The following is a 23,615-nucleotide window of genomic DNA, read 5'->3' as shown; positions in this document are numbered from 1 at the left end:
AGAGGACATGCCAGACAAGACGAAGGTCGTCGCCCTCGACATCGGTGGCACCAAGATAGCGTGCGGCATCGTGGACCTCGGAGGGGACGTGCCCCTCGTGGGGTCCGTCGAGAAGGTCCCGACCGATGCCCTGCGTGGTGGTGCGGCCGTGCTCTCCCGGGTCATCGACCTCGCGAAGGCCGTCCTCTCGACGGCAGGCGGTGACGTCGCGGGCATCGGTGTGTCGAGCGCGGGCGTCATCGACCCCCGGTCGGGCGACGTCACCTTTGCCAACGACCTCATGCCCGGCTGGGGCGGCACGCACCTGGCGGCGGAGCTGTCCGGTGCCTGCGGCGTCCCCGTCCGGGTGATGGGCGACGTCCACGCCCATGCCTTCGGCGAGGCACGCTGGGGGGCCGGCCGTGACCTGGGGAGCTGCCTCGTGGTGGCTGTGGGCACGGGCATCGGCGGGGCCTTCGTCGAAAGGGGTACCATCATGCTCGGCGCCCATGACGTGGCGGGCCACGTGGGCCACGTCTCCTGCCTCGAGGCCAAGGGCATCCCCTGCTCGTGCGGCAGGAGCGGCCACCTCGAGCCCATCGCGTCCGGCCCTGGCATCGTCGCTGCCTACGTGGCTGCGTCGGGCACGTCCTGTCGCCCTGACGGCATGCCGATAGGCGGGGCCGAGGTGAGCCGTCTTGCCGATGCCGGCGACCCGTCTGCCGTCTCGGCCGAGGAGCGCGCCGGCCGTGCGTTGGGCGGCGTGCTCGGATCGCTCTGCAACACGCTCGACCCGGCAGGGATCATCCTCTCGGGGTCCGTCGCGCAGTCCGGGCGCGTCTGGCACGAGGCCCTCGCGGAAGGGTTCGCCTCACAGGCGATGGACCCCGTGGCGGCAACGCCCATACTCGAGGGGGCTCTTGGGGGCGACGCACCGCTCGTGGGCGCCGCGGAGAACCTCCGTGTGCCTGCCTATGCAGAGCTGCGCGGATAAGTTCCGACTTCGTTGATGCGATTGGAGAACCCGATGCGTTCCACAGAGATCATCGACTCGCTCAGGCATCAGCTCATCGTGAGCGTCCAGGCCTACCCAGGTGAGCCGATGCGACATCCCGAGACCATGGCACAGATCTCATGTGCCTGCGAGCTCGGCGGTGCCGCCGCCATCAGGTGTCAGGGCCTCTCTGACATCGCCGCCATCAAGGGCTGCGTCGACATACCGGTGATCGGCCTGTGGAAGGAGGGGCATGAGGGCGTCTACATCACGCCCACGCTCCGACATGCCCGTGCCTGCATCATGGCCGGCGCCGACGTCGTGGCCCTCGACGCGACCGCGCGCCCTCGACCGGACGGCCTCACCTTCGAGCAGACGGTCGGGGCCCTCAAGGACGAGGGCGCCATTCTCATGGCGGACTGCGCCTCCATCGAGGACATACGGCGTGGCTTTGCCGCCGGCTGCGACCTGTGCTCGACGACCCTCTCGCATGGCGTCGCTGCCGTCGACTGCACCCGGGACGACGGTCCTGACCTCGTCCTGCTCCATCAGGCGGCGCAGGAGTTTCCTGGCCGCCCGGTGGTCTGCGAGGGGAGGGTCCACACCCCGGCCGACGTCACGGCCGCGCTCGAGGCGGGGGCCTGGGCCGTGGTGGCCGGTACGGCCATCACGCATCCCACATCCATCACGGCCTGGTTCGCAGAGGCCGCGAAGGCATAGCAGGGGAGGCCTAGAACGAGGTGTCCGTGGGCTCGGGGTAGTACCGGGCGAACTTCCTGACCTGGTTGCGCTCCGTGAGCTCGACGTCGAGCATGCGCCTCGGACCTGAGTCGGCCTGGTAGCGCTGGGGGTCGAACACCCGCTTCTCGGCGATGAGGGCGCGCACCTCGGCAAGCAGGTCGGGGTCGCGCAGGTAGGTCGGGATGAGGCTCGTGGGCACGAGCGTGTAGAGGATCTTCTCCTCCGCCTTGAGGCAGCCCGCGTCGATGCCGTCGACCACATCGTCGACGAGCACGCGCATCGGGTTCACTCCGGCGGCGAGGTTATAGAACGAGTTCCTCCCGATGCGGGGGTTCATCTCGAGGAAGACCGAGCGGCCATCCCTCCTGTTGCGCTTGATGTCGAAGTTCGCGAAGCCGTGATAGCCGACGTCGGCCAGCATCGCCTCGACCTTCTCCCAGAGCTCGGGCATCGGGCGCGTGACCATGACCACGGGATTGCCGAGCATGGTGGGGGCGTGGTCCTCGAGAAGGACCTGCGCGCTGCCGAGCATGGTCGCCTTGCCGTTGGCCCCCATATAGATGGTGAGCGAGTCCATGTAGGTGTCGTCGCCCTCGATGAGCTCCTGGACGAGGAAGTCCCCCTCGAACCCGACGTCGCGCAGCTGCCCCCAGAGCTCGTCGAGCTCATGCTGGGCATGGATGAAGTAGACCTTCTTGAACCCCTGGCGCAGGAGGTGCGCATAGGCTGCCGAGACGGCGGGCTTGGCCACGAGCGGGAAGGGTATGCACGTCGGCTCGATCGGCGAGCTGCCGGCAAGGTGGGCGACCTCGGTCTCGGGGACGTCCAGGCCGTGCTGGCGGCAGCACTGGGCGAACGTGACCTTGTCCGAGAGGAGCCTGCAGGGTTCCTTGCCGGGAATCGCGCAGGTGACGTTGGACGGGAGGTCGTCAGCGACCTGGCCGAGGACGTCGACGAGATGGTCCGTGTTGTGCATCACGACGACGTGCGCGTCGGGCGCAGCCTCGCCGATCTGTGACAGCGCGCGGGCGATGGTGTCGGGCTCGAGGTCGGGGACCTCATGCTGCTCGAAGATGGAGGAGTGGCGGATGGCCCCGATGCAGCCGTCCGAGACGCAGGCGACCTTGGTCCCAAAGGCCTCATGGAACTCGCGGCCTATGGCATAGACCCCGATGTCACCTCCGATGACGACGGGGACCAGGTCATGTCGCGGCCCCTGGGACTTCCCAGAGGTTCCTTGCCCTGCCATCGGTCCCGTCTTCGACATCCCTTGTCTCCTACGCTCGCGCCTCCGGCCTGAACGGCCCTTGCCCCACACATTCTACGGGTTTCTTCCCGCGACGTCGCCCATGCACCGGACGCCCACCTCGACTCGGCTACACTCTGTCAGATGACGTCCCCCGGGCGGTTCGCGGCACGAGGGGCCAGGGGAGGGGAGGCCCGCGTGTCCGAGGCACCATCTTTGGCGAGGCAGGTGGAGTCCGTGCCCACGGACCCTGGCTGCTACCTCTGGAAGGACGCGTCCGGCAACGTCCTCTACGTGGGGAAGGCCAAGAACCTCCGTGCACGCATGCGCCAGTACGTGCAGCAGACCGACGACCGGGCGATGATACCGCTCCTCATGGCCGAGGTCGCGAGCTTCGACTACGTCGTGGTCACCTCGGAGCACGAGGCCCTCGTGCTCGAGATCAACCTCATCCAGCAGTACCGCCCTCCCTACAACGTCGACCTCAAGGATGACAAGAGCTACCCGTTCATCGCGCTCACCAAGGGCGACGTGTTCCCGGCCATCAAGTACACGCGCGAGCGTCACAAGGCGGGGACCAGGTACTTCGGTCCCTATACCGATGCCCGTGCCGCACGCGAGACGGTGGACATCGTGCGGCGGGTCGTGCCCCTGTGCTCGGCAGGCTGTGCCGAGTGGCGTCGCGTCAAGCGCATGGCGGACGCGCACCCCGACGACGCCAGCCTCCTCACCATGTCGTGCTCCGAGGATGGAAGGCCATGCTTCGACTACCACGTGGGGCGCGGCCCCGGGGTCTGCTGCGGGGCCATCTCGCCCGAGGAGTATGCGGACAACGTCGCCCAGGTGGAGCGGTTCCTCTCGGGTCATCGGGGCGGGTTCGTCTCGGAGCTCACGTCCGAGATGCAGGAGGCGGCGGACGGCCTCGACTTCGAGAGGGCCTCGCGCATCAAGCGCCGGCTCGAGGTCATCGAGGGCCTCGACGACAAGCAGCAGGTGGTGTTCCCGACCGCCCTCGATGCCGACGTGCTCGGCTTCTGGCGCGAGGAGACGATCGCGGGCGCCTGCGTCTTCGTGGTCCGCGAGGGCAGGGTGGTCCGCACCTGCGAGTTCATCCTCGACAAAGGTCTCGACGTGGGTGAGCAGGAGCTGGTCTCGGGCTTCGTCAAGCGCTACTACGGCCATACCGGCGACCTCCCCCTCGAGGTCGACGTGTCCGTGGCCCTCGACGATGCCGAGGCGCTCGAGGCATGGCTCTCCGACCTGCGCGGGCGCAAGGTCTGCCTCCATGTCCCCAAGCGGGGCGAGAAGGCCCACCTCCGACAGATGGCCGATGCCAACGCGCACCATGCCCTCATGCGCTACGAGCTGCGTACGGGCTATGAGGACCGGCGCTCCAACCTCGCGCTCACCGAGCTCGAGAGCGCGCTCGCCCTGGACGAGGCACCCATGCGCATCGAATGCTTCGACGTGTCGACCATCCATGGCAACTTCACGGTGGCGTCGATGGTCGTCTTCACGGGAGGGCACCCCGACAAGGGCCAGTACCGGCGCTTCAAGGTGCGCACGGAGCTCGACGAGGCCAATGACTTCGTCTCGATGGGCGAGGTCCTGGCAAGGCGCTACTCGCCTGAGCGCATGGCTGACGAGCGCTTCGGGTCGAAGCCCGACCTGCTCATTCTCGATGGCGGGAAGCCCCAGCTCACCGCAGCCATGGAACAGCTTGCGGCGCTTGGCCTCGATATCCCCGTGGCAGGTCTCGCCAAGTCGGACGAGGAGCTGTTCGTGCCGTGGGACGACACGCCCGTGGTCCTTCCCAGCGGGTCCGCCTCGCTCTACCTCGTGAAGCGCGTGCGCGACGAGGCCCACCGGTTCGCCATCACCTTCCATCGCGAGCTTCGCGACAAGGCCATGACCAAGTCCGTCCTCGACGAGGTGGAGGGCCTCGGTCCCAAGAGGAAGAAGGCCTTGCTCAAGGCATTCGGCGGGATGCGGAGGCTACGCGGGGCGACCCTGGAGCAAATCTCGGCCGTGGACGGCATCCCCGATGCGGTGGCCCGGAACGTCTTCGAGACCCTGCGTGGATGGGACGCCGAGCTCGCGAAGGGCCGCAAGGCGGCAGGGGATGACGACGGGAGGGGCTGACCCTACTCGGTTCCCTCGGTCGGCCCGTCCTCCTCGGCCGTGCCCATGAGCTCGCTCTTGTAGCTTGCCAGCTGCTCGCGCTGCTCCTTGGGGAGCTTGGGATAGTGCGGGTCGCACTCCTCGAGGACGTCGACCACGGCCTCCGAGACGAGCCAACGGGCAAACCACTTCTGGTCGGCTGGGATGCAGAACCAGGGGCTGTGCTTGGTGGACGTGCCGTTGATGGCATCCTCGTAGGCCTGCATGTACTGGGGCCAACGGGCGCGCTCCTTGAGGTCGGAGCTCGAGAACTTCCAGTTCTTGCTCTCGTCGTCGATGCGCGCGAGGAAGCGCCGCTTCTGCTCCTCGAGGCCGACGTTCAGGAAGATCTTGAGCACGCGGTACCCGTTGTCATAGAGATACTCCTCGAACGACCTGATCTGGTCGAACCGGTGGTCGAAGAACTCCTTCTCGGGGAGGTCGAGGCACCGGTCGGGCATGGAATAGCCCTTCCTCAGGTCATGCACGCGCACCACGAGCACGTCCTCGTAGTACGAACGGTTGTAGAGGGCGATCTTGCCTCGGCGGGGAAGCTCGCGCGACGCGCGCCAGAGGTAGCCGTGTGCCAGCTCCTCGGTCGAGGGCTGCTTGAAGCTGAAGACGTCGACCCCCTGGGGGTTCACGCCGCTCATGACATGCTTGATCGTCGAGTCCTTGCCAGCTGCGTCCATGGCCTGGAGCAGGATCACCACGCCCTCGCGACCCTCGGCATAGAGCTTGTCCTGCAGCTCGCTCATGCGCTGGTTGTTGGCCTCGGTCCGTGCCACGTAGTCTGCCTTCAGGGCCTTGTCCATGTGCATGCAGGTGGGGTGCTCGTCGATCTTGAAGTGGGTCGATCCGTCGATGCGGCAGTCCTTGAGTTCCATGGTGTCTCCTTGTCCGCCTGGGCGCCTCGGAGCACGCCTTACGGCAATATATTGCCGACGGGGGCGGCATCTATTCACGTGGCCGCCATCGGGCGTGGGCGCATGGTGACCGGGCATCTGGCCGGGGGGCGAGCGGGTATACTCAGACCAACGGCTCGATGGGGCAGGCGACCGCGCACTCGTGGCGGGTCTTCAGAGGGAGAGGTCATGGCAGAGGATTCCGAGAGGGGCATGGGTCCCCGGGAGGTGGCGCAGGTCCCTGACGACGTCCGCCGCCAGGGCGACGGCATGGCCTCCGACGTCGTGATCATCACCGGCATGAGCGGGGCCGGTCGCACCGAGGCCATGCATACCTTCGAGGACCTCGGCTACTACGTCATCGACAACCTCCCTCCCTCGCTCATCCTCACGCTCGCGCGGGTCGTGGGCATCAACACGGGGGTGGGGCGGCATCTCGCCATCGTGTGCGACCTCAGGAGCCAGGGCCTGTTCGACGAGCTCCTTGGGGCGCTCGACGAGCTCTACGACCATGAGATGAGCTACAGCATCCTCTTCCTCGACGCCACGGACGAGGTCCTGCGTCGCCGGTTCAGCTCCGTGCGACGCAGGCATCCCATCGCGTCCGAGGGCGAGTCGACGCTCTCGGCGATCAAGCGCGAGCGCGTCCAGCTCGCGGACGTCCGCGCGCGTGCCGACTATGTCATCGACACCTCCTCGCTCAAGCCGCTCCAGCTCAGGCGGAAGATCCAGTCGCTCTATTCGGAGCTCTCGGACCAGCAGCTCCTCGAGGTGCACGTCTTCTCGTTCGGCTTCAAGTACGGCATGCCCGACGAGGCCGACCTCGTCATCGACGTCCGCTTCCTGCCCAACCCCTTCTATGACCCCGAGATGCGGCACCTCACGGGCATGGACGAGAAGGTCTCGACGTTCGTCCTCGAGCGCCCCGAGACCAAGCGCTTCCTCAAGGCCTGGTACGACCTGCTCGACGCGGTCATGCCCGGCTATGTCTCCGAGGGGAAGTCACAGCTCTCCATAGGCATCGGATGCACCGGCGGGCAGCATCGCTCGGTCACGCTCGCCAACTCCACGGCCGGCTACCTCGCGGCCCAGGGCTACCAGGTCGAGGTCACCCATCGTGACCTCCCTCGTGCCGAGAGGGCCTGACGTGTCGTTCACGGCAGAGGTCAAGGACGAGCTCTCGCGCGTGGAGGGTACCTGCCCGGAATGCGACATCGCCGAGCTCGCCGCCCTCGTGCGTGTGTGCGGCACCCTCTCGTTCAGGGGCTCGGGGAACTACTCGCTCAAGGTGGCCACCGAGACGGGGGCCGTCGCGCGGATGGTCATCAAGCTGGTCCACAAGTGCTTCGACCTCGACACGCAGCTGACGGTGCGCAGGTCGGTGCTGCACAAGACCCGGAACTACCTCATCGAGGTGCCCTGACCAGGCGGACCTCGAGAAGGCCCTGGTGCGCATGGGGGTCCTCGTCCCGGGGCGCGGCCTCGCCCAGGGCATCCCCCGTCGGCTCGTCGAGCGCGACTGCTGCTGTGCCTCCTTCGTGCGGGGTGCGTTCATGGCTGGCGGCTTCGTCGCCGACCCCCGGGGCGACTTCCACCTCGAGATGGCCGTGACGGGGGAGGACCTCGCCCTCGACCTCGTCTCGCTCTGCTCGCGCCTTGGCGTCAAGGCGCGGCTCAACCGCCGGCGTGGGGCGTTTGCCATCTACCTCAAGAGCTTCGATGACGTCGTGCGTCTGCTCATGGCGCTGGGGGCGACGCGTACGGCCCTGGCCGTCGGGCAGGCACGCAGGTTCAAGTCGGTGAAGAACGACGTCAACCGTCGCGTCAACGCAGAGATGGCCAACCAGGCCCGCTCGTGCGGTGCGGCGGCCGACCAGCTCGACCTGATCGACCAGGTCGAGCAGGAGGTGGGTCTCGACGCCCTGCCGCCGGCGTTGCGCGCCTTCTGCGACCTGCGTCGGGAGTACCCCGAGCTGTCGCTCAGGGACCTGGGGCAGATGAGCGACCCCATCCTCTCGAAGTCCGCCCTGTATCACCGTGTCCTGAGGCTCGAGGCCCTTCTCGCCGAGGCGCGCGGCTGACTCGCGCGGCAGGCCGCACCTCCGGGGACGAGCCGGCCATCTTGACCACCCAGACGTGGTCAACTATTGCGTTGCGCTGCGGTTTTGGGTGAGTTTTTCAGTCGATTGCCTGATGAGTGATTTGAGCGCCCGATAAAGCGGTAGTATCATCACCGTGGTTCAGTTGTGGTCCGGAACGGCGCAAAGAGCGTCTCGGAAGGGCCCCCGAAAGGAGAAAGAATGGCAGTCAAGGTTGCTATCAACGGTTTTGGTCGTATCGGCCGTCTCGCCTTCAGGCAGATGTTTGGCCATGAGGGCTCCGAGATCGTCGCCATCAACGACCTCACCTCCCCTGAGATGCTCGCCCACCTTCTGAAGTACGACACGATGCATGGCAACTATGCCCGTGAGCACGAGGTCACCTTCGATGACTCCTCCATCACGGTCGATGGCAAGCAGATCACCATCTACAAGGAGAAGGACGCCAAGGACCTCCCCTGGGGCAAGCTCGGTGTCGACGTCGTCCTCGAGTGCACCGGCTTCTACACCTCCAAGGCCAAGAGCCAGGCTCACATCGATGCCGGCGCCAAGAAGGTCGTCATCTCCGCTCCCGCAGGCAACGACCTGCCCACGATCGTCTACAACGTCAACCATGACATCCTGACGGCTGACGACGACATCATCTCCGCCGCCTCCTGCACCACCAACTGCCTCGCCCCCATGGCCAAGGCGCTCAACGACTATGCCCCCATCCAGAGCGGCATCATGAGCACCATCCACGCCTACACCGGCGACCAGATGATCCTCGACGGCCCCCAGCGCAAGGGCAACCTGCGTCGTGCCCGTGCCGGCGCCATGAACATCACCCCCGCCTCCTCGGGTGCCGCCAAGGCCATCGGCCTCGTGCTCCCCGACCTCAACGGCAAGCTCATCGGCTCCGCCCAGCGCGTCCCCGTGGCTGACGGCTCGACCACGCTCCTCTATGCCGTCGTGAAGTCCGACTCCGAGGTCACCGTCGACTCCGTCAACGCTGCCATGAAGGCCGCCTCCGACCCCGAGACCTTCGGCTACAACACCGACGAGATCGTCTCCTCCGACATCATCGGCATGACCTATGGCTCGCTCTTCGACGCCACGCAGACCATGGTCCAGCCGCTCGACAACGGCGAGTACCTCGTCCAGGTCGTCTCCTGGTACGACAACGAGAACTCCTACACCTCGCAGATGGTCCGTACCATCAAGTACTTCGAGAAGTTCGTCGCCTAAGCATATCTGCTCCGTGGCAAAGCCCGAAGTAGACGAAGTAGGGCGCGGTCGCAGCACACGTTGCGCGGCCGCGCCCTTTTCCTTGAAGGAGGAAAGCATGGCATTCACCAAGAAGACCGTCCGCGACATCGACGTCGACGGCAAGCGCGTGCTCGAGCGCGTCGACTTCAACGTGCCCCTGAAGGACGGCGTCGTCACCGACGACACCCGCGTCAAGGCTGCCATCCCCACGATCAAGTACCTCGTGGAGCACAACGCCCGCGTCATCCTCATGAGCCACCTCGGTCGCCCCAAGGGCGACGGCCCCGAGCCCGAGCTCTCGCTCAAGCCCGCTGCTGACAAGCTCCGCGAGCTCACCGGCTTCGACGTCATCTTCTGCGACGACACCTACGGCGACAAGGCCAAGGCTGCCGTCGACGCGGTGAAGCCCGGTCAGGTGCTCGTGCTCGAGAACGTCCGCTTCGACAAGCGCGAGAAGAAGAACGACCCCGAGATCGCCAAGCGCCTTGCGAGCTACGGCGACATCTTCGTGCTCGATGCCTTCGGCACCGCGCACCGCGCACAGGGCTCTGTCGTGGGCCCCGCCGCCTACATCCCGGCCGTCGCGGGCTTCCTGCTCGAGAAGGAGGTCGACACCCTCACGGGCATCTTCGCCGACCCCAAGCGTCCGTTCGTCGCCATCGTCGGTGGCTCGAAGGTCTCGTCCAAGATCGGCGTCCTCGACCACCTCATCGACTCCGCTGACACCCTCATCATCGGTGGCGGCATGGCCTACACGTTCTTCATGGCCAAGGGCTACACCGTGGGCACGTCGCTCCAGGAGCCCGACTGGGTCGAGCGCGCTGGTGAGATGATGAAGAAGGCCGAGGACAAGGGCGTGAAGCTCCTGCTTCCCGTTGACAACATCGTCGCCGACCACTTCGGCGAGGACGCCACGGGCACCGTCGTCGACTCCAACAAGATCCCCGACGACCGCATGGGCATGGACATCGGCCCCAAGACCGAGGCCCTCTATGCAGAGGCCATCAAGGGTGCTGCCACCATCTTCTGGAACGGCCCCATGGGTGTCTTCGAGATGGACCAGTTCGCGCACGGCACGCAGGCCGTGGCAGAGGACATCGCCGAGAACGAGTCCTGCACGTCAATCATCGGTGGTGGCGACTCCGTCGCGGCCATCAACAAGTTCGGTCTTGCAGACAAGATGAGCTGGATCTCCACCGGTGGCGGAGCCTCCATGGAGCTCGTCGAGGGCAAGGCCCTTCCCGGAGTGGAGGCGCTGCTCGATGCCTAACAACAGCCGTACCCGTATGATCGCGGGCAACTGGAAGATGAACAAGACCTACAGCGAGGGCGTCGAGCTCGCGCAGAACCTGTCCGACGAGCTCAAGGAGGCCAAGGTCTCGGGTGTCGACGTCGTCGTCTGCCCGCCCACGGTCGACCTCAAGGGCGTCTCCGGCGTCATCGAGTTCGATCACGCCCCGTTCGCGCTCGGTGCGCAGAACTGCTATTGGGAGGAGTCTGGCGCCTACACGGGCGAGACGGCCCCCGACATGCTCAAGGACGTCAACGCCACGTACTGCATCATCGGTCACTCCGAGCGTCGCGGCTACTTCCATGAGACCGACGAGGACATCAACAAGAAGGCCAAGGCCCTGCTTGCGCATGACATCGTCCCCATCCTCTGCTGCGGTGAGTCCCTCGAGGTCCGCGAGGCCGGCACGCATGTCGACTTCGTCGTGGCACAGATCAAGGCCGCCCTCGACGGCGTAGAGGTCCCTGACGCCTCCAAGCTCGTCGTCGCCTATGAGCCCATCTGGGCCATCGGCACGGGCAAGACCGCCACGGCCGACAACGCCCAGGAGGTCTGCGGGGCCATCCGTGCCACGCTCGCCCAGATCTACGGAGAGGCCATCGCCCAGGGCATCCGCGTGCTCTACGGTGGCTCCGCCAAGCCCGGCAACATCGCCGGCTTCCTCGAGAAGACCGACGTCGACGGCGCACTCGTCGGCGGCTGCTCGCTGAAGGCCCCCGACTTCACCGAGATGATCAAGAAGGCGGCGGAGTAATGGCTGACAAGAGCGTGCGCACCCCGGCCCTCCTCGTGATCATGGACGGCTGCGGACTGGCTCCTGCCGGTCCGGAGAACGCCGTGTCGCTGGCCAAGATGCCTTACCTCCAGTCGCTCTACGCGACCTATCCCCACACCACGCTGGGCGCCTCCGGCGAGGACGTGGGCCTTCCTGACGGCCAGATGGGCAACTCCGAGGTGGGTCACCTCAACATCGGTGCCGGCCGGATCGTCTTCCAGGAGCTCTCGCGCATCAACAACGCAGTGAAGGACGGCTCCATCAAGGAGAACGAGGCCCTGGTCAACGCCATGGAATCCGTCAAGGCCTCAGGTGGGTGCCTGCACATCATGGGGCTCATCTCGACCGGTGGCGTCCATTCCTCGATGGCCCATGCCGAGGCGCTCGTCTCGATGGCCGCAGAGCGTGGCCTCAAGAAGATCCGCATCGACGGCTTCGGCGACGGCCGCGACGTCGACCCCCAGTCGGGCGTCGGCTTCGTGGAGGACCTCTCGGCGTTCCTGGCCAACGTCTCAGAGCAGACCGGCACGGACGCGGCGTTCGCCACGTTCTCCGGCCGCTACTGGGGCATGGACCGAGACAACCGCTGGGAGCGCGTCGAGAAGGCCTACAACGCCATCGTCTGTGGCGAGGGCGTCTCCGCGCCGTCCGCGGCCGAGGGCCTCAAGGCCTTCTATGCCAAGGACCCTCGTGGCGACGAGTTCGTCGACCCGCTGGTCATCGACCCCTGCGGGCTCAACGACGGCGACGCCGTGATCTTCTTCAACTTCCGTCCTGACCGCGCCCGCGAGATGACGCGCGCCATGATGCAGAAGGACTTCACCGGTTTCGACCGTAAGAAGGTCCCCGCGCTCGCCGACTTCGTCTCCATGACGGAGTACGACCCCGAGTTCACCTCCTTCGGCGTCCACGTCGCCTTCCCCAAGACGGTACCCCCCGAGGTGCTTGCCGACGTGCTCTCCGAGCACGGCCTGAAGCAGCTCCATACCGCCGAGACCGAGAAGTACGCCCACGTGACGTTCTTCCTGAACGGCGGCGTCGAGGCACCCAAGGACGGCGAGACGCGCGTGCTCGTCCCCAGCCCCAAGGTCGCGACCTACGATCTGCAGCCTGAGATGAGCGAGCCTGAGGTTACCGCCAAGCTCGTCGCTGCCATCAACGATGATGCCGCTGACTTCTATGTGGTCAACTATGCCAACTGCGACATGGTGGGGCACACCGGCGTGGTCGAGGCGGCCGTCAAGGCCTGCGAGGCCGTCGACGACGGCCTCTCCAAGGTCATCCCGGCCATCCTCGCGAAGGGCGGCTTCGCCCTCATCACCGCCGACCACGGCAACGCCGACCACATGTACGACGTCGATGCCGAGGGTCAGAAGCACCCCTTCACGGCACACACCACCAATCGCGTGCCGCTCATCGTCGCTGATGACCAGAAGCCTCAGCTCGCCGGCATCGAGGACGGCCGCCTCTCGGACATCGCCCCCACCATCCTCGCGATGATGGACGTCGATCGTCCTCAGGAGATGACCGGTAGGGTTCTGGTGCAGGGCTAGCGCTCGGTGCCGTACCTGTGGTAAGCTCCACCAGGTCAGACGTATTCGAGACCGGCGCCGGTATACGGCGCCGGTCTTTGGGTGAAAGGTTCAAACGTGAGCGTGCTCAATATCATCTGCGTCGTGCTCTGGGCCATCTCGGCCGTGGCCGTCATCGTCCTCGTCCTCATGCATTCGGGCAAGGGAACGGGCGTGTCAGACATGATCGCAAGCTCGATGTATAACTCCAACGCGGGCTCTGGCGTCTGGGAGCGCAACCTCGATCGCCTCACGGTCATCGCTGCCTGTGTCTTCGCGGTCACGATCGTGGTCATGATGCTCACGTTCCCCGTGGGCACCATCGGGTAGCCTCGCGGGATTCCTGCATCGAACCAAGGGCCACCTGCCGCATCGCGCGGCGGGTGGCCCTTTCGTTGCGAATCGGTTACAAGCGTTTCGTCACGGTTAACAATTGCGTATGAAATGGTTCCATATCTCGTGGGGTCGATGGGTTACGCCTAACATAACCAAGACCGAGGAAAGGTCGAAACCCCATCAAGGAGGAACCCATGGACCAGACCACCATGTCCAGGCGGAAGTTCGTTGAGCTGTTCGGGGCGGTATGCGCCACCGGAAGCGCGGCACTGTTCACGTCTGGCTGCGGCAGCACGCGTGCGAGCGATACCACGACCTCGAGCACGTCGAGCGACCTCGCCGACACCATCACCTTCGCCCAGGGCTCCGACCCTCGTGGCCTTGACCCTGCATACGTCGACGACGGCGAGTCCGCCAAGATCATGTGCAACATCTATGACACCCTGCTCCGCTATGACAAGACCAACTGCGACATCCTGCCCGGCCTTGCCAGCGAGTACAAGGTCTCCGATGACGGCCTCACCTACACGCTCACCCTCCACTCGGGCGTGAAGTTCCATGACGGAACCGACTGCAACGCCGCCGCCTGCAAGTCCTCCATCGAGCGCCAGCTCGAGGGCAGCCGCAACGACGACATGCCTTACGCGTCCTTCGTCTTCGGCACCGCCTCTGAGGGCAACGGCGTCTCGAAGGTCGAGGCTCCCGACGACACCACGCTCGTCATCACCCTGGTCGCCGCCTCCACGCCGTTCCTCAAGAACCTCGCCATGGCACTCGCTGCCCCCATCGTGAGCCCCACGGCCGTCGAGAAGGCAGGCGGCAACATCAACGAGGCCCCCTGCGGCACAGGCCCCTACACGTTCGTCTCGTGGACCAAGAGCCAGAACGTCGTCCTCAAGGCCAACGATTCCTATTGGGACACCGACAACGCCCCCAAGACACCCAACATCATCTTCAAGTTCATCTCGGAGAACGCGAGCCGTGTGACCGCCCTCAACAACGGCGAGGCCGACATCATCGACGGCATCGACGACTCCGTGGTCCAGACCATCACGGATGCCGGCAACTCGCTCTATGACGAGGACGGCATGAACATCAACTACATGGCGTTCAACACCACCTCCGACACCTTCAAGACCGCCGAGGCCCGCAAGGCCTTCGCCAAGGCCGTCAACGTCGAGGAGATGGTGAGCTCGCTCTACGGCGACTACGCCTCCGTCGCCACCTCGATCATGCCGCTCTGGATGGCACCGTACGACTCTGCCGTCTCGCAGACCGCCTATGACGCCGATGCCGCGAAGACCGAGCTCGCCGCCGCAGGCGTCACGAGCGTGAAGTGCATCACCTACTCCAACTCGCGTCCCTACAACACCAAGGGCGGCCAGGTCCTCGCCGAGGCCATCCAGGGCTACCTCAAGAAGGTGGGCGTCGAGGTCACCATCGACACCTATGACTGGACCACGTACAAGACCAAGGTCCAGACCGAGGCCTACGACATCTGCTTCTATGGCTGGGTCGGCGACAATGGCGACCCCGACAACTTCATGAACCTGCTGGCTGACAGCAACGTATCCATGAACGTCGCCCGCTTCGACGATGCCGACTACAAGGCCCTCATCGCCAAGGGCGTGGCCACGCCTGACGGTGACGACCGCAACGACGTCTACCTCCAGTGCGAGCAGATGGCTGCCGAGAAGCAGCCGTGGCTGCTCATCTCGCACTCCAAGAACCTCGCCGGCTACAACCCCAAGGTCAAGGACTTCGTCATCCACCCGACGGGCGACGTCTGGATGTGGGGCGCCACGAAGACCAAGTAGGAACCCCTGTCCGCGGCTCGATGCCGCGCCAGAGGTGTCATGCGACAGGCCGGGCCTTGCGCTCGGCCTGTCGTGTCACGTGAAGAAGCCTGAAAGGGCCCTATAACGGAAAGGGGGTCTGCCCAGTGGCGAAGTACATCATCAGAAGAATCCTCCAGTCGATCCTCGTGCTCTTCGGCGTGTCCATCGTCGTGTTCCTCATCATGCGCGTCTTCTCTGCCGACCCGGCGCCCGTCGTGCTCGGCGAGCATGCGACTGCCGACGCCATGCAGGCGTGGAGGGATGCGAACGGCCTCAACGACCCGATCGTCGTGCAGTATCTCAACTTCATCGGGGGAGCGCTCCATGGTGACCTCGGGACGTCGTACTACACGCACACCTCGGTCACGACCGAGATCATGAGCCGCTTCCCGGCCACCATCGAGCTCGCGCTCGTCGCCATCGTGATCGCCACGATCCTGGGCCTCGTGCTCGGTGTGGTCTCCGCCGTCCACAAGGGGACGGCCATCGACGGCATCTCCATGGTGATCGCGCTCGTCGGCGTCTCGATGCCCATCTTCTGGCTCGGCATCCTGCTCATCATCCTGTTCGCCGGCCAGCTCCACCTGCTGCCTTCGGGCGGCCGCATCGACCCGCTGCTGCAGCCCGTGGGAGGCACTGGGTTCTACCTCATCGACACCCTGCTCTCGGGTGACTTCGAGGCGCTTGGCAACGCCCTCCAGCACATCATCCTGCCGGCGCTCGCGCTCTCGATGTACTCCATGGCCATCATCACGCGCATGACCCGCTCGAGCATGCTCGACACCCTGAACGAGGACTACGTCCGCACCGCGCGCGCCAAGGGCCTGCGCAAGGGCGTCGTGACTCGACACCATGCGCTGCGCAACGCCATGCTCCCGATCACCACCGTCATCGGCCTCCAGCTGGGGAGCCTCCTCGGCGGCGCCGTCCTCACCGAGACGGTCTTCGCCTGGCCGGGCATCGGCAAGTACACCGTCGAATGCATCCTGAAGAGCGACTTCCCCGTGGTACAGGGCGTGGTCCTTCTCATCGGATGCATCTTCGTGATCATCAACCTCGTGGTCGACATCATCTATGCCTACCTCGATCCCCGCATCAAGTACTCGAAGGAAGAGGGGTGAGCGCAATGGCAGATACCGCTTCGGCCACGCTGGACGAGAAGCCCGGCATGGTCCCCAACGACACCCCGCCCGAGGCGGAGGCCAAGGAGAAGCCCGAGTCGCTCTGGAAGGACGTCTGGTACTCGCTCTGCGGCAACAAGGCGGCCATGATCAGCCTGGTCTTCATCGCGCTGCTCGTGGTCATCGCCGTCACCACGGCGCTGTTCCCGTCGATACTCCCATACGACCCCTACGAGCAGGACCTCTCGCAGTCCTTCGCGGCACCTTCGGCCGCGCACTGGTGCGGCACCGACCAGCAGGGCCGCGACATCTTCAGCCGCATCCTCGTGGGTACCCAGATCTCGCTCACGGTCGGTCTCCTCGCCGTCGCGATCTCGCTCAGCATCGGTGTGACCCTGGGGGCCATCGCCGGCTACAAGGGCGGCATCGTCGACACCGTCATCATGCGCATCATGGACGTCATGCTCGCCATCCCGTCGATCCTGTTGGCCATCGCCTTCATGGCCGCGCTGGGGACCGGCATCGACAAGGCGGTCGTGGCCATCGGCCTGGTCTCCATCCCCGAGTACGCGCGCATCGTGCGCAGCCAGATCCTGTCGGTCAAGCAGGACGACTACGTGGCCGCCGCCCGCGTCATCGGCGACAAGGACAGCGCCATCATCTTCAGGCACATCCTTCCCAACGTCATGCCCTCCATCATCGTGCGCGCGACGCTCGGCATCTCGGGCGCCATCCTCGACTGCGCGGCGCTGGGCTTCCTGGGCCTCGGCGTGCAGCCGCCTGCGGCAGAGTGGGGCGACATGCTCGGACGTGGCCGCAACTACATCTTCTCGGCCCCGTACACCATGATCTATCCCGGCCTCGCCATCACCCTCACCGTGCTCGCGTTCAACCTGCTCGGTGACGGCATCCGCGATGCCATCGATCCCAAGTCGAGAAGGAAGTGACGCCCATGCTGCTCGAGGTAAAAGACCTGGTGACTGAGTTCCCAACGCGCAGGGGCATCGTCCGCGCCGTCGACGGCGTGACCTTTGGCGTCGACGCCGGCGAGACCTTGGCCGTGGTGGGGGAGTCCGGCAGCGGAAAGTCCGTGACCAGCCTCTCGATCATGCGCCTGCTCCAGGAGCCGGGGCACGTCGCCTCGGGTTCCATCACGTATGACGGGCAGGACCTGCTGGCCCTGTCCGAGCATGAGATGGAGTCCGTGCGCGGCGGCAAGATCTCCATGATCTTCCAGGAGCCCATGACGAGCCTCAACCCGGTCTACCGGGTGGGCGACCAGATCGTCGAGGCCATCCAGGTGCACTCCGACCTGAAGAAGGACGCGGCCTGGGAGCGCGCCGTCGAGATGCTCCGCGTCGTGGGCATCCCCAGCCCCGAGGACCGCGCACGCGACTACCCGCACCAGATGAGCGGCGGCATGCGCCAGCGCGTCATGATCGCCATGGCGCTCTCGTGCAACCCCCGCATCCTCATCGCCGACGAGCCCACCACGGCCCTCGACGTGACCATCCAGGCGCAGATCCTGGACCTCATCTACAACCTACGCGAGGAGTACAACATGGGGGTCCTGCTCATCACGCATGACCTCGGTGTCGTCTCCGAGGTGGCCGACCGCGTGGTCGTGATGTACTGCGGCCAGGTCGTGGAGCAGTCGCCCGTGACGGAACTCTTCGAGGAGCCGCTCCACCCGTACACGCTGGGGCTGCTCGAGTCCATACCGCGCATCGAGGATGACGAGGACGAGCGCCTCTACCAGATCAGGGGTCAGGTACCCAACCCCCTGCACATGCCGCCCGGATGTCCCTTCTCGGACCGCTGCGACCGTTGCATGGACGTCTGCCGTGAGAGGCGCCCCGAGCTCAAGGCTGCGCCGGGGCACCCCGGTCGGTCGGTCCGCTGCTTCCTGTACGAGGAGGGGAGGAACAATGGCTAAGGATGACGACGTCCTTCTCGACGTGCAGCACCTCACCAAGAGCTTCGTGGCCGACTCGAACTTCTTCGGCAAGCCGACCTCGTTCGTTCAGGCCGTGGATGACGTGTCCTTCCAGATCCATCGTGGCGAGTGCTTCGGCCTCGTGGGCGAGTCGGGCTGCGGCAAGTCGACCATCGGCAAGATGCTCGTGGGGCTGCTCAAGCCCACGTCGGGCACCATCACCTTCGACGGCCAGGACCTCACGGCGATGAGCGATCGCGAGCGCAGGAGCCATTGCTGCGACATCCAGCTCATCTTCCAGGACCCCTATGCGAGCCTCAACCCCCGCATGACGGTAGGCAACATCATCGCCGAGCCCATCCGCACCAACAACGTGCTTCCCGCCGACAAGGTCGACGACCGCGTGGACGAGCTGCTCGAGTGCGTGGGCCTGGCCTCATACATGCGCAACCGCTACCCGCATGAGTTCTCGGGCGGCCAGCGTCAGCGTGTGGGCATCGCCCGTGCCCTGGCCGTGAACCCGAAGCTCATCGTCTGCGACGAGCCGGTCTCGGCCCTCGACGTGTCCGTGCAGGCCCAGGTGCTGAACCTCCTGGGGGACCTCCAGGACGAGTTCGGCCTCACCTACCTCTTCATCGCCCACGGCCTCTCGGTCGTGAAGCACATCTCTGACCGTGTGGGCGTCATGTACCTCGGCAAGCTCATGGAGGTCGCCGAGAAGGGCGAGCTCTACCATGAGCCCCTGTGCCCCTACACGCAGGCGCTCCTCTCGGCCATCCCGTCGGTCGACCCGAAGCTCCGCCGCAAGCGCATCATCCTCGAGGGCGACGTCCCCAGCCCGATCGACCCGCCGGCAGGCTGCCGCTTCGCGAGCCGCTGCTTCGCCAAGATCGGCGCGTGCGACGTGGCCATGCCCGACCTCTACGAGGAGCTCCCCGGCCATTGGTGCGCCTGCCATCGCTATGACGGCGTCACGCCCGACGACGTCGTGGCGAAGGCCCATGACCTCTCGCGCACGTCGGCAAGCCAGACCTTCGGGCGTACGGCCCACTCCGGACCCGAGTCGCGCGGGATGACGCCTGAGGAATAGGGCGTCGACACCAGGAAGGTACCTCTCGAGGGGTCGTCCCACATGTGTGGGGGCGACCCCTCGCCCTCTGTGTCAGGTTCGTTCCCTGCATATGTCGTTTCCCCGTCAAAGGCAGGTCCTTCGCCGTCAATTGCTTGCAATCGACCTTCAGATAGGGGAGAGTAAACGGGTGATTGTGGTCGGGCGGGGGATGCACGGCAGCCCGACGGTTTGGCAAGGGGACCCATGGCCATACAGGTTGACCTGCCCCTTGTCGTAAGCGAAGGAGGAATTGCATGGCAGATTTCAAGCAGCCCGTGATGGGCCGCCGTACCTTCGTCAAGGGAGGTATCGCCGCGAGTGCGCTCGTGGCGCTTGCCGGCTGTGGCAAGAAGGGTGGGGACACCACGACGGCGTCCACCACGTCGACCTCGGGAGGTACGCTCAACTACTACCTCAACAACCCCGAGTGCATCGATCCGTTCAACTGCCAGGAGGACCAGGGCACGCAGGTCTGCTACCAGCTGTTCGATTCCCTCGTGAGCTATGACTTCTCCAAGAGCCAGCTGGTTCCCCTTGCCGCCACGTCCTGGGAGGCGTCCGACGACGCCACCAAGTTCACCTTCCACCTTGCCGAGGGTGCGAAGTTCTCGAACGGCGATGCCGTCGACGCCAAGGCCTTCAAGCGTGGCTGGGAGCGCATCGTGAACCCCAACACGCTCACCACCGGTGACGACACCGCGTCCGCGAGTCCCTCGGTCATCTCGTACCACCTCGCCATGGTCCAGGGCTATGACGAGCTCCAGGCCGGCAACGCCACCGAGATGCCCGGTCTCACCTGCCCCGACGACAACACCTTCGTCGTCCAGCTCACGGCTCCCTACGCCGACTTCCCCTACGTCTGCTCGCACCCCGCGCTCGTGCCGGTGCCCCAGGCCGCGATCGACGACCACAAGACCTTCTACTATGCCCCCATCGGCAACGGCCCCTTCAAGATGAGCGGCAAGTGGGAGGACGGCCAGTACATCGACATCGTCAAGAACGATGACTACTACGGCGACTCCAAGGCCACCATCGACGGCGTGCACTTCAACATCCAGAAGGATGCCGAGACCGCCTACAAGGAGTTCCAGGCCGGCAACATCGATGTCGCCGAGGTCCCGACGTCCATGATCGACGATGCCCTCAAGACCTACGGCCAGTCCGACGACGGCTTCACCATCACCCCGGGCAAGCAGATCCTCCTGGGCGACGAGCTCTCCACGTACTACATCGCCGTCAACGTGAAGGACCCCGTCATGGCCGACGTCAACCTCCGTCGTGCCATCTCGCTCGCCATCAACCGTCAGGCGATCTGCGACACGCTGTTCTCCGGCACGCGCAACCCCGCCGACAACATCGTCCCGCCCGGAATCAAGGGCTACGAGGAGGGTGCCTGGGCGTACTCCAAGTACGACAAGGACGCTGCCGTGGCGCTGCTCGACCAGTACTACCCCGCAGGCTCCGACGGCAAGCGCAACCTCTCGCTCACGCTGTCCTACAACCTCGACGGCTCGCACAAGCAGATCATGGAGTCGGTCATCTCCGACCTCAACGCCGTGGGCATCGACGTGGCCTCGACCACCAAGGAGTGGGCGGCCATCCTCGACGACTATGACGCGGGCGACTTCCAGATGGGGCGTCTCGGCTGGATCGCCGACTACCCGATCATGGACAACTTCCTGTATCCGCTGTTCTACACCGGCAACGGCGACAACCGTTCGCAGTACTCCAACGCCGACGTCGATGCGGCCATCACCGAGGCCCGTACCACGACCGACGACGACCAGCGCATCTCCAAGCTCCAGGCGGTCAACAAGACGATCGCCGAGGACATGCCGGTCATCCCGCTCATGTTCTACAAGCACCAGGTCTGCGGCTCGAGCAAGATCCAGAGCCTCTATGTCGACCCGCAGAAGAAGGCCGACATGTCGCAGTGCGAGCTTTCCTCGTAGTCTGCATGGCCCGTGTTTGACCTGCGGCGGGGCATCCTTCGGGGTGCCCCGCCGCGTGCTTGCCGCGCTTCTCGTTTGTTAACGGACTTGTTACATATCCGTTCCCACGGGGCGGAGCGGCTCTCGTACGGGTATACTTCACCCTCGATTGCATACTCCGTCCCGTAAGAGCAGATACGCTTTCAGTTTCGCGCATCAACGGGCCGGCATCTGTCCACCGAACGTCAGGAGACCTGCGTATGGTCAAGTACATCATCAAGCGCATCCTGCAGTTCATTCCGGTGTTCATCGGCGTCACGATCATCCTCTTCGTGGTCAAGAACGTCGTCCCCGGAGACCCCATCAAGTTGATCGCCGGCGACAAGGCGCTCACTCCTGCGGTCGAGCTGCAGCTGCGTGCCTCGAATGGCCTCATCGAGACCAACAGCGATGGCAGCATCGTGTATGACGAGGACGGCAACACCATAAAGACCCCCCTGTGGAAGCAGTACCTCAGCTACATGAACGGCCTGCTCCACGGTGACCTGGGTACCTCCTACACGCGCGGTGAGGCGGTGACGGACATCTTCGCGCAGAAGTATCCATACACCATCAAGCTCGCTATCGTCGCCATCATCATAGAGACGGTGGTGGGCATAGGTGCCGGTATGATATCGGCCATCAAGAGATACTCCTTCTGGGATGTCCTCGTGACGCTCATCACCTCGCTCCTGGTGGCCATGCCTGCCTTCTGGCTAGGCATGCTCTTACAGCTGTTCTTCGGCATCTGGATGAAGGATTGGACGGGCGGGGGATTCTACCTGCCCATCTCGGGCGCTGGAAGCCCAGGGTCAGAGTTCCAGGACTGGGTCTACTACATCCTGCCGGCCTGCACGCTCGCGGCCGTGTCCACCGCCTATGCCGCCCGCATCATGCGCTCGCAGCTCCTCGAGGTCATGAACCAGGACTACATCCGGACGGCCAAGGCCAAGGGCCTCTCGCGGCGCAACATCATCGTGCACCACGCGCTCAAGAACGCCCTCATCCCCGTCGTGACCTACATCGGCATCGACTTCGGCTCGATGCTCTCGGGTGCCATCCTGACCGAGACGGTCTTCAACTGGCCCGGTGTGGGCTATGAGATCTACCGAGCCATCACCCAACGTGACTGGCCCATCGTCATGGGCGGCGTGACCCTGGTGGTCATCGTCGTGCTCATCATCAACCTCATAGTGGACGTGAGCTATGCCTTCCTTGATCCTCGCATCAGGTATGGCGCGCCCAAGGACAAGGCATAGGGGGGCGTGACATGGTAAAGAAGGAAAAGAAGACTGAGGACCAGTACGTAGCTCATGTCGAGGACACCATGCAGGCCCATGAGGAGGAGACCAAGCCCACACGTACGCTCTGGAGCGACGCCTTCAGCCGCCTCAAGCGCAACAAGCTCGCCATGGTCGGCCTCGTCTGGATCATCATCATCACGCTCATCGCCATCACGGCCGACCTCTGGGTCCCCCAGTGGCTGGGCTCGCCCACGCAGATCGACTCCTCGCAGATGGCTGAGCTCTCCAAGCTGCCGCCGTCGCTCGAGCATCCGTTCGGCACCGACGCCATGGGCCGCGACGTGCTCTGCCGCGTCATCTATGGGTCGCGCATCTCACTTGCCGTCGGCCTCCTCGCCACGGCGATCTCCACGGTGATCGGCCTCGTCATGGGTGCCCTCGCTGCCTACTACGGCGGCATCTGGGACACCATCATCATGCGCCTTGCCGACATCTTCCTGGCGTTCCCGTACACGCTGTTCGTCATCGTCATGCTCGCCGTGATAGGGTCGGGCATACAGAACGTCTTCATAGCCATCGGCGTCCTGGGCTGGCCGAGCATCGCGCGAGTCTTCAGGAGCGCGATCCTCTCGGTCAAGGAGAACGACTACGTGGACGCCGCCCGCTCCATGGGTGCCTCCGACGCGCGCATCATCGTGCGCCACATCTTCCCCAACTCCGTCGCCTCCATCGTGGTCTATGCCACGATGAACGTCGGCGGCGCCATCCTCACCGAGTCGGCGCTGTCCTACCTGGGCATGGGCGTCACGCCGCCTACGCCCTCCTGGGGCATCATGATTCAGGATGGCCAGCAATACCTGCAGACGCAGCCTTGGCTGATGCTCATGCCCGGCCTTGCCATCATCTCCACGGTGCTTGCGTTCACCCTGCTGGGTGACGGTCTGCGCGATGCCCTCGACGTCAAGATGAAGGACGCGTGATCATGACGAAGAAGAACAACAGCAACGAGCAGCACGTCGATCTCAAGGACCAGCCGGTCCCCGAGGGATG

19 protein-coding genes and 1 pseudogene are annotated in these 23,615 nt (G+C 65.0%); 18 read left to right on the top strand and 2 right to left on the bottom strand.

What is annotated here, in order from left to right; translation table 11 throughout:
• The first annotated feature begins 7 nt into the window (after positions 1-7).
• Positions 8-973, top strand: a complete 966-nt coding sequence (locus LKE50_08775; protein MCH3968680.1) for an ROK family protein — start codon at positions 8-10, stop codon at positions 971-973.
• Positions 974-1,006: 33 nt separating this feature from the next.
• Positions 1,007-1,693: an N-acetylmannosamine-6-phosphate 2-epimerase gene (locus LKE50_08770; protein MCH3968679.1), complete on the top strand. Its 687-nt coding sequence runs from the start codon at positions 1,007-1,009 to the stop codon at positions 1,691-1,693.
• Between the two features lie 10 nt (positions 1,694-1,703).
• Here the strand turns inward: LKE50_08770 and LKE50_08765 are convergent, their stop codons facing one another.
• Entirely contained in the window at positions 1,704-2,981 is a 1,278-nt protein-coding gene (locus tag LKE50_08765) for an ATP-grasp domain-containing protein (protein ID MCH3968678.1), read from the bottom strand.
• Between the two features lie 123 nt (positions 2,982-3,104).
• On the opposite strand from LKE50_08765, the gene uvrC reads away from it, so the two are divergent.
• Positions 3,105-5,102: an excinuclease ABC subunit UvrC gene (uvrC, locus tag LKE50_08760; protein MCH3968677.1), complete on the top strand. Its 1,998-nt coding sequence runs from the start codon at positions 3,105-3,107 to the stop codon at positions 5,100-5,102.
• Between the two features lie 2 nt (positions 5,103-5,104).
• Here uvrC and LKE50_08755 read toward each other — a convergent pair whose 3' ends face one another.
• Positions 5,105-6,007, bottom strand: coding sequence for a polyphosphate kinase 2 family protein (locus LKE50_08755; GenBank protein MCH3968676.1), 903 nt, complete (start codon positions 6,005-6,007; stop codon positions 5,105-5,107).
• A 288-nt stretch (positions 6,008-6,295) separates the two neighbouring features.
• On the opposite strand from LKE50_08755, the gene rapZ reads away from it, so the two are divergent.
• The 15 genes and pseudogenes from rapZ (at position 6,296) to LKE50_08680 (ending at position 23,545) form a co-directional block, all read left to right on the top strand.
• Entirely contained in the window at positions 6,296-7,171 is an 876-nt protein-coding gene (gene rapZ, locus LKE50_08750; protein ID MCH3968675.1) for an RNase adapter RapZ, read from the top strand.
• A gap of 1 nt (position 7,172) precedes the next feature.
• Positions 7,173-8,106: pseudogene (whiA, locus tag LKE50_08745) on the top strand (DNA-binding protein WhiA).
• Positions 8,107-8,325: 219 nt separating this feature from the next.
• Positions 8,326-9,351: a type I glyceraldehyde-3-phosphate dehydrogenase gene (gap, locus tag LKE50_08740; protein MCH3968674.1), complete on the top strand. Its 1,026-nt coding sequence runs from the start codon at positions 8,326-8,328 to the stop codon at positions 9,349-9,351.
• 97 nt (positions 9,352-9,448) lie between these two features.
• Positions 9,449-10,642 carry a phosphoglycerate kinase gene (locus tag LKE50_08735; protein ID MCH3968673.1) on the top strand — a complete coding sequence of 398 codons (1,194 nt, stop codon included), beginning with the start codon at positions 9,449-9,451 and terminating at the stop codon, positions 10,640-10,642.
• The gene (tpiA, locus tag LKE50_08730) at positions 10,635-11,417 is read left to right on the top strand and encodes a triose-phosphate isomerase (GenBank protein ID MCH3968672.1); all 783 of its coding nucleotides are present in this window, start codon (positions 10,635-10,637) and stop codon (positions 11,415-11,417) included. Before LKE50_08735 ends, tpiA begins: the two co-directional genes overlap by 8 nt.
• Positions 11,417-12,991 carry a 2,3-bisphosphoglycerate-independent phosphoglycerate mutase gene (gene gpmI, locus LKE50_08725; GenBank protein MCH3968671.1) on the top strand — a complete coding sequence of 525 codons (1,575 nt, stop codon included), beginning with the start codon at positions 11,417-11,419 and terminating at the stop codon, positions 12,989-12,991. Before tpiA ends, gpmI begins: the two co-directional genes overlap by 1 nt.
• Before the next feature lie 96 nt (positions 12,992-13,087).
• Complete coding sequence (gene secG, locus LKE50_08720) at positions 13,088-13,339, top strand: preprotein translocase subunit SecG (GenBank protein ID MCH3968670.1); 252 nt, start codon at positions 13,088-13,090, stop codon at positions 13,337-13,339.
• A 200-nt stretch (positions 13,340-13,539) separates the two neighbouring features.
• Positions 13,540-15,162 (top strand): ABC transporter substrate-binding protein, encoded by a 1,623-nt coding sequence (locus LKE50_08715; GenBank protein ID MCH3968669.1) that lies wholly within the window; start codon positions 13,540-13,542, stop codon positions 15,160-15,162.
• Between the two features lie 125 nt (positions 15,163-15,287).
• On the top strand, positions 15,288-16,304 hold the full coding sequence (locus tag LKE50_08710; protein ID MCH3968668.1) for an ABC transporter permease: 1,017 nt from the start codon (positions 15,288-15,290) through the stop codon (positions 16,302-16,304).
• Between the two features lie 5 nt (positions 16,305-16,309).
• Positions 16,310-17,251 carry an ABC transporter permease gene (locus LKE50_08705; protein ID MCH3968667.1) on the top strand — a complete coding sequence of 314 codons (942 nt, stop codon included), beginning with the start codon at positions 16,310-16,312 and terminating at the stop codon, positions 17,249-17,251.
• 5 nt (positions 17,252-17,256) lie between these two features.
• A complete protein-coding gene (locus LKE50_08700; GenBank protein MCH3968666.1) occupies positions 17,257-18,240 on the top strand; it encodes an ABC transporter ATP-binding protein in 984 nt (327 codons plus the stop codon).
• Entirely contained in the window at positions 18,233-19,330 is a 1,098-nt protein-coding gene (locus tag LKE50_08695; GenBank protein ID MCH3968665.1) for an ATP-binding cassette domain-containing protein, read from the top strand. The genes LKE50_08700 and LKE50_08695 overlap by 8 nt, the downstream gene beginning before the upstream one ends.
• A 275-nt stretch (positions 19,331-19,605) precedes the next feature.
• The gene (locus LKE50_08690) at positions 19,606-21,303 is read left to right on the top strand and encodes an ABC transporter substrate-binding protein (protein MCH3968664.1); all 1,698 of its coding nucleotides are present in this window, start codon (positions 19,606-19,608) and stop codon (positions 21,301-21,303) included.
• Positions 21,304-21,542: 239 nt separating this feature from the next.
• Positions 21,543-22,580 carry an ABC transporter permease gene (locus LKE50_08685; GenBank protein ID MCH3968663.1) on the top strand — a complete coding sequence of 346 codons (1,038 nt, stop codon included), beginning with the start codon at positions 21,543-21,545 and terminating at the stop codon, positions 22,578-22,580.
• 68 nt (positions 22,581-22,648) lie between these two features.
• Positions 22,649-23,545: an ABC transporter permease gene (locus LKE50_08680; protein MCH3968662.1), complete on the top strand. Its 897-nt coding sequence runs from the start codon at positions 22,649-22,651 to the stop codon at positions 23,543-23,545.
• Positions 23,546-23,615: the final 70 nt, after the last annotated feature.

Source organism: Atopobiaceae bacterium (genome assembly GCA_022483015.1).
In the GTDB taxonomy this organism is placed as follows: Bacteria; Actinomycetota; Coriobacteriia; order Coriobacteriales; family Atopobiaceae; genus JALCUE01.
This window is presented reverse-complemented; position numbering and strand designations above follow the sequence as displayed.